This is a genomic window from Pseudonocardia sp. (genome assembly GCF_025965585.1).
Taxonomy (GTDB): Bacteria; Actinomycetota; Actinomycetes; order Mycobacteriales; family Pseudonocardiaceae; genus Pseudonocardia.
Genome location: NZ_JAOPWR010000262.1, coordinates 1 through 5,364, shown reverse-complemented (window position 1 = coordinate 5,364; position 5,364 = coordinate 1). Strand labels below are relative to the sequence as shown.

Annotated in this window: 7 protein-coding genes and 1 pseudogene; 3 read left to right on the top strand and 5 right to left on the bottom strand. The window is 73.4% G+C overall.

All coding sequences use genetic code 11. The features are described 5' to 3' along the window. Both JWR81_RS16820 and corA read left to right on the top strand, forming a co-directional pair. Positions 1 to 284: hypothetical protein (locus tag JWR81_RS16820; protein ID WP_297653002.1), on the top strand; the 284-nt coding region annotated here is incomplete at its 5' end. A gap of 45 nt (positions 285 to 329) precedes the next feature. Then, positions 330 to 1,364, top strand: coding sequence for a magnesium/cobalt transporter CorA (gene corA, locus JWR81_RS16815; RefSeq protein WP_297652999.1), 1,035 nt, complete (start codon positions 330 to 332; stop codon positions 1,362 to 1,364). Between the two features lie 550 nt (positions 1,365 to 1,914). Here the strand turns inward: corA and mutM are convergent. The 5 genes from mutM to JWR81_RS16790 all read right to left on the bottom strand — a co-directional run bounded on the left by mutM (position 1,915) and on the right by JWR81_RS16790 (position 4,685). Continuing rightward, the gene (mutM, locus tag JWR81_RS16810; protein WP_297652996.1) at positions 1,915 to 2,796 is read right to left on the bottom strand and encodes a bifunctional DNA-formamidopyrimidine glycosylase/DNA-(apurinic or apyrimidinic site) lyase; all 882 of its coding nucleotides are present in this window, start codon (positions 2,794 to 2,796) and stop codon (positions 1,915 to 1,917) included. A 77-nt stretch (positions 2,797 to 2,873) separates the two neighbouring features. Next, positions 2,874 to 3,596, bottom strand: coding sequence for a ribonuclease III (gene rnc, locus JWR81_RS16805; RefSeq protein ID WP_297653008.1), 723 nt, complete (start codon positions 3,594 to 3,596; stop codon positions 2,874 to 2,876). Positions 3,597 to 3,637: 41 nt separating this feature from the next. Next, the gene (gene rpmF, locus JWR81_RS16800; RefSeq protein WP_297652993.1) at positions 3,638 to 3,820 is read right to left on the bottom strand and encodes a 50S ribosomal protein L32; all 183 of its coding nucleotides are present in this window, start codon (positions 3,818 to 3,820) and stop codon (positions 3,638 to 3,640) included. Positions 3,821 to 3,862: 42 nt separating this feature from the next. Further along, positions 3,863 to 4,432 (bottom strand): YceD family protein, encoded by a 570-nt coding sequence (locus tag JWR81_RS16795; RefSeq protein ID WP_297653005.1) that lies wholly within the window; start codon positions 4,430 to 4,432, stop codon positions 3,863 to 3,865. A gap of 49 nt (positions 4,433 to 4,481) precedes the next feature. Next, the gene (locus JWR81_RS16790; protein ID WP_297652990.1) at positions 4,482 to 4,685 is read right to left on the bottom strand and encodes a hypothetical protein; all 204 of its coding nucleotides are present in this window, start codon (positions 4,683 to 4,685) and stop codon (positions 4,482 to 4,484) included. A gap of 64 nt (positions 4,686 to 4,749) precedes the next feature. On the opposite strand from JWR81_RS16790, the pseudogene JWR81_RS16785 reads away from it, so the two are divergent. Further along, positions 4,750 to 5,364: pseudogene (locus JWR81_RS16785) on the top strand (hypothetical protein); the annotation flags it as partial.

Sequence of the window (5,364 nt, the reverse complement as noted above, 5' to 3'; positions counted from 1 at the left end):
GGCCCTTCGGCGGCGGCCCGGTCGTCGGGTTGGTGCTGATCATCGCCGCGGCGCTGTGGCTGGGCAGCGCCACCACCGCCGTCGGCGGCGTGATCGCGGCCGTGCAGATGTGGGGCTGCTACGACGGGTTCGTACTGCACCGCCTCGGCACCCTGCACGACGGCCGCGCCGACCTGCTCGCGCTCGGCATGGCGGCCGGCGCAGCCCTCGTCGCCCACGCCGTCACCCGTGCCGTCATCGTCGCGTCACGCCGCGCCCGGGCGGGCGTCGCACTCCGCCGCTAACCTGCGCTGTGCCCCACCAGGGGCCTCAGCAGGCAGGAGCTGCGCATGTCGGTGGTCGACAACGCGATCTACATCGACGGGAAGCGGGCCGTCGTCCCGAACTCGCTGGACCACACGTTCGAGGAGCTGCGGGCATGCCCCGACGAGGGCCACAGCTTCTGCTGGATCGGGATGCTGCGTCCCGACGAGACCGAGATCAAGGCCGTGGCCGAGGAGTTCGGGCTGCACAACCTCGCCGTCGAGGACGCGATCAACGCGCATCAGCGCCCGAAGCTGGAGCGCTACGGCGACACGCTGTTCGTGGTGCTGCGGCCCGCCCGGTACGTCGACTCGGTGGAGGTCGTCGAGCTCGGCGAGATCCACCTGTTCCTCGGCCCCGACTTCGTGATCACCATCCGCCACGCCGAGGAGCCGGACCTCAAGGAGGTCCGGCACCGCCTCGAGGGCGATCCCGAGCTCCTCGAGCAGGGCCCGTTCGCCGTCCTCTACGCCATCCTCGACAAGATCGTCGACGACTACGGGCCCGTGCTCGACGGCCTGCAGAACGACGTCGACGAGATCGAGGTGCAGGTGTTCGGCGGCGACCCAGGCGTCTCGAAGCGCATCTACACCCTCACCCGCGAGGTGATCGAGTTCCAGCGTGCGGTGGAACCGCTGGAGGACCTGTTCCGCGAGCTCCGCGACCGGTTGAAGGAGCGCGCCACCGCGTCCGATCTGGAGCTGCGGCGCGCACTGCGCGACGTGGTCGACCACGCCACCCGCGTCATGGAGCGCACCGACGGCTTCCGGCAGCTGCTCACCAACATCCTGCAGGTCAACGCCTCGCTGGTCGCGCAGCGCCAGAACGACGAGATGGCCCGCATGACCGAGGCCGGCTTCGACCAGAACGAGCAGGTCAAGCGCATCTCGTCGTGGGCGGCGATCTTCTTCGCCCCGTCATTCGTCGCATCGCTCTACGGGATGAACTTCAAGATCATGCCCGAGCTGGCGTGGGCCTACGGCTATCCCTACGCCGTGGCACTGATGGTCCTGCTCGGCCTGGCGCTGTACATCGCGTTCAAGCGCAAGGGCTGGCTCTAGCCGGCCGCACGGGGAGGCTCCCGGTGAGGGCGCCACCCCGCCCGGTGACCGTCGAGCAGACCCCACGCTGCTCCACGATCACCGGGGCGTGGTGGTGGGCACCGCCACCCACGTCGGCACCACCGCCGGCGGGGCGGGCGGGCGGGCGGGCGGGACCACCGTGCGGCCACCCGTCCGCGGGTCGTACTGCCGCGTGCCGCGCGGGTACGGAGCCGAACTCCGCGCAGCCTCAGTGCCTGCTCCGTCGCAGGTGCCGGACGCGCTCGTGTCGAGCCCCTGCCGTCCTGATCGAACAGGTAGACGTTGCTGAGAGGTTTCCGTGGGCGTCGAACGGACGGACGAGGCCCCGGCCCGTCGGCCAGCACCAGCGCGAACCCGACGGCGGCGACGACGACCCGAGCAGCGCGAGCGGGCTGTGGACCAAGGGTCCCGCCCCCGACCAGGACCGTGCCCACCACCGGTGCCGTCAGGGCGGCGCGGCCCCGTGCCGGACGTACTACGCATCGCGTAGTGGTGCGCACCCCGGTACACCATCGTGACGGCGCGGTCCTCAGGGATGGGCGCGGCGCGGGCGGGGCTGGCAGCGGGGGCAGCTGAACGAGCTGCGGTTCATGAACGCGTCCCGGCGGATGGGCGTGCCGCACCGGCGGCACGGCCGGTCGGCCTGGCCGTAGGCGTCCAGCGAGCGGTCGAAGTAGCCCGAGGCGCCGTTCACGTTGACGTAGAGCGTGTCGAACGAGGTGCCACCGGCCGCCAGCGCCGCGTCCATCACCTCAGCGGCGGCACCGAGCACCTCGTGGCCCTGCTTGCGGGTGATCATCTCGGTGGGGCGGGCCCAGTGCAGCCGGGCCCGCCACAGCGCCTCGTCGGCGTAGATGTTGCCGATGCCCGACACGACGGTCTGGTCGAGCAGGGCACGCTTGAGCCCGGTGCGGCGGCGGCGGATGCCCGCCACCGCGGCGTCGAGGTCGAACGCCGGGTCCATCGGGTCGCGGGCGATGTGGGCCACCGGCTCGGGCAGCAGCCCCCCGCCCACCGCGGGCACCAGCGGGTGCACCGACAGCCCGCCGAACGTGCGCTGGTCGACGAACCGCAGCTCGGGGCCGTCGTCGGCGAAGCGGAAGCGGATGCGCAGGTGCTTCTCGTCGTCCCGACCCGAATCGACGACGAGCATCTGCCCGCTCATGCCGAGGTGGGCCAGTACGGCGTCGTCACCCGCGGCACCGCCGTCGAGGTCGAGCCAGAGGTACTTGCCGCGGCGACGCGCGCCGGTGATGGTGCGGCCCGTCAGGCGGGCGGCGAAGTCATCACCGCCGGCGGTGTGACGCCGTACCGCGCGCGGGTGCGCGACGTCGACGGACGCGATCTGCCGGTCGAGGACGTGGTCGGCGAGGCCACGACGGACGACCTCGACCTCGGGAAGCTCGGGCACGACGCACCTCCGGTGGTCATGCGCGGAGAAGTGGACCAGGTCCACTGTGTCCGCGCACTGGCGGCGACGCCGCGGTTCTACGAGGCGGCGGCGGTGTTGCCGGAGGCGGCCTCGGCGGTTAGGGCGCGCCACGCGAGCTCGGCCGCCTTCTGCTCGGCCTCCTTCTTCGTGCGCCCCTCGCCGGTGCCCAGCTCGCGACCGCTGATGACCGCGGTGGCGGTGAAGACCTTGAGGTGATCCGGGCCGTCCTCGGCGATCTTGTACTCGGGCACGCCGAGATCGGCCGACGCCGTGAGCTCCTGGAGGCTCGTCTTCCAGTCCAGCCCGGCCCCCAGCAGCGGGGCGCCCTGCAGCAGCCTGTCGAAGAGCCGGTGGACGAGACCCCGCGACGTCTCGAGGCCGTGTTCGAGGAACACCGCGCCGATCAGGGCCTCGGTGGCGTCGGCCAGGATGCTCTCCTTGCCGCGGCCACCGGTCATCTCCTCGCCGCGACCCAGATAGAGGAACGCACCGAGGCCGTCCTCCCCGCCGAGCGTGGCGGCCACCCCGGCGAGCGCGTGCATGTTGACGACACTCGCCCGCAGCTTGGCCAGCTGCCCCTCGGGCAGATCCGGGTGATCACGGTAGAGCCGCTCGGTGACGATGATGCCCAGCACCGAGTCGCCCAGGAACTCCAGGCGCTCGTTGGTGGGCAGGCCACCGTTCTCGTACGCGTACGACCGGTGGGTCAGCGCGAGGGTCAGGAGCCCCTCCTCGATCTCGACACCGAGGGACGCGAGAAGGGGCCCGCGGTCGACCACCGGCCCCACTGAGCCACGCTCCGCCATGCGTCTACCGGCGATCAGGCCGGGCTGATGACCTGGCGGCCGTCGTAGGTGCCGCAGGTGGGGCAGGCGACGTGCGGGGGCTTGGTGGCCCGGCAGGCGCGGTTCGAGCAGGCGACGAGCGTAGGAGCAGTGGCCTTCCACTGCGACCGACGTGAGCGCGTGTTCGACCGCGACATCCGGCGCTTCGGGACAGCCACGGTAGATCTCCTAGCAGTACTCGGATTCCCGACTGGGGGTGCTCAGTCGGCAGAGAGGCGCTCACGGAGAGCGGCCCATCGAGCATCTACTATCTCATGCCCGTGGTCGGACGCGAGGTCGGCCCACTTCTCGCCGCAGTCGGGACACAGTCCGGGGCAGTCCTCACGGCACAGCGGGGCCAGCGGCAGGGCCAGGACCAGCGCATCCCGCACCGTCTGCTCGACGTCGACGTAGTCGTCCACCACGCGCGGCAGCTCGTCGGCCTCGGTGGTCTCGTCGGTGACGGTGTCCGGGTAGACGAACAGCTCGCCGATCTCGACGTCGATCTCGTCGGTCAGCGGGTCGAGGCAGCGGGCGCACTCGCCCTCCAGCGCCGCGTGGGCGGTGCCGGAGACGTAGATGCCCTCGGTGACCGACTCCAGGCGCACGCTCAGCTCGACGGGCGTGTCAGCGGGGACGGCGATGGTGTCGAGGCCGAGCCGGGCGGGCTCGGCGGGAGCCGGGATCGTGCGGGCGTAGGGCTTCATCGCCCCGGGTCGCCTGCCCAGCTCCCGGGTGCCGAAGACCCACGGGCTCGACGGGTCGGGGTGGCCGGGTGCGGGGTGGTGCATGCTCACACCCCCCAGGGTAGGCCCGTGCGCGCCGGGCCGCGCCGGGCGCTCAGCCGAAGGTGATCGTCAACCGGACGGGAGCGGCCGGTGTCCCGGCTCCCCGGACCAGCAGGCCCTCGTCCGGGCCCGCGTAGGACGCGGCGACGAGCCCGGTGACCGACCAGGTCCGGGGGCCCGGGGCGGGGGCCGAGACGACCGGGGGCCCGACCGAGGGCGGCGCGGTGAGCGTCGTCGCGGACCAGGGGGCCGACACCCTGCGGACGGTCAGTGCGACGGCGCGGCCTGCGGGACCCGGGTCGAGGCGCAGCGTCGCGGCGGTGACCGCGCACCCCGCCGGTGCGCCGGGCAGGGCGAAACGGAGCAGCAGGCCGCCGGCCGGGAGGGCCCGCGACGCGGTGGCCTGGAGCGTGACGGGGCCGGTGGGACAGTTCGCGGGCCGTGTCGCCGTGGTGGGCGCCGCCGTGGTGGGCGCCGGAGTGGGGGAATGCGGCGCAGGGGGCACCGCGGGGGCGGCCGCCGCCTCGGGGACGTGCGACGTCGGGACAGCCGGCTTCGAGACAGCAGGCTTCGAGACAGGTGACGGCGCCGGGGACGTCGATCCGGAGGTCGGCGCCGCGGCCACCGCGGACCGGGGGGCGGACGGGGAGGCGGATACCGGCCTGCCGGGCGGGGCCGGGTCGGCGGACCGGGCCGGGCTCGCCGGGGCCGCGGGGACGGCCGGGCTCGCGGTTGCTGCGCCCGGGCTCGCGGGGGCACCAGGGATCGTGGAGACGTTCGGGCCCGTGGTGCGAGCCGGGCCCGCCGACGCCCGCGGGCTGACGGGCCCCGCCACGGTCGTGTTCGCCGGACCAGGGCTGGTCGGCACGGCCGGGCCGGTCGGAGCCGCAGGGCCGGAGTTGGTCACGCGCGGGACGGCCGGGCCGGACGGGAGG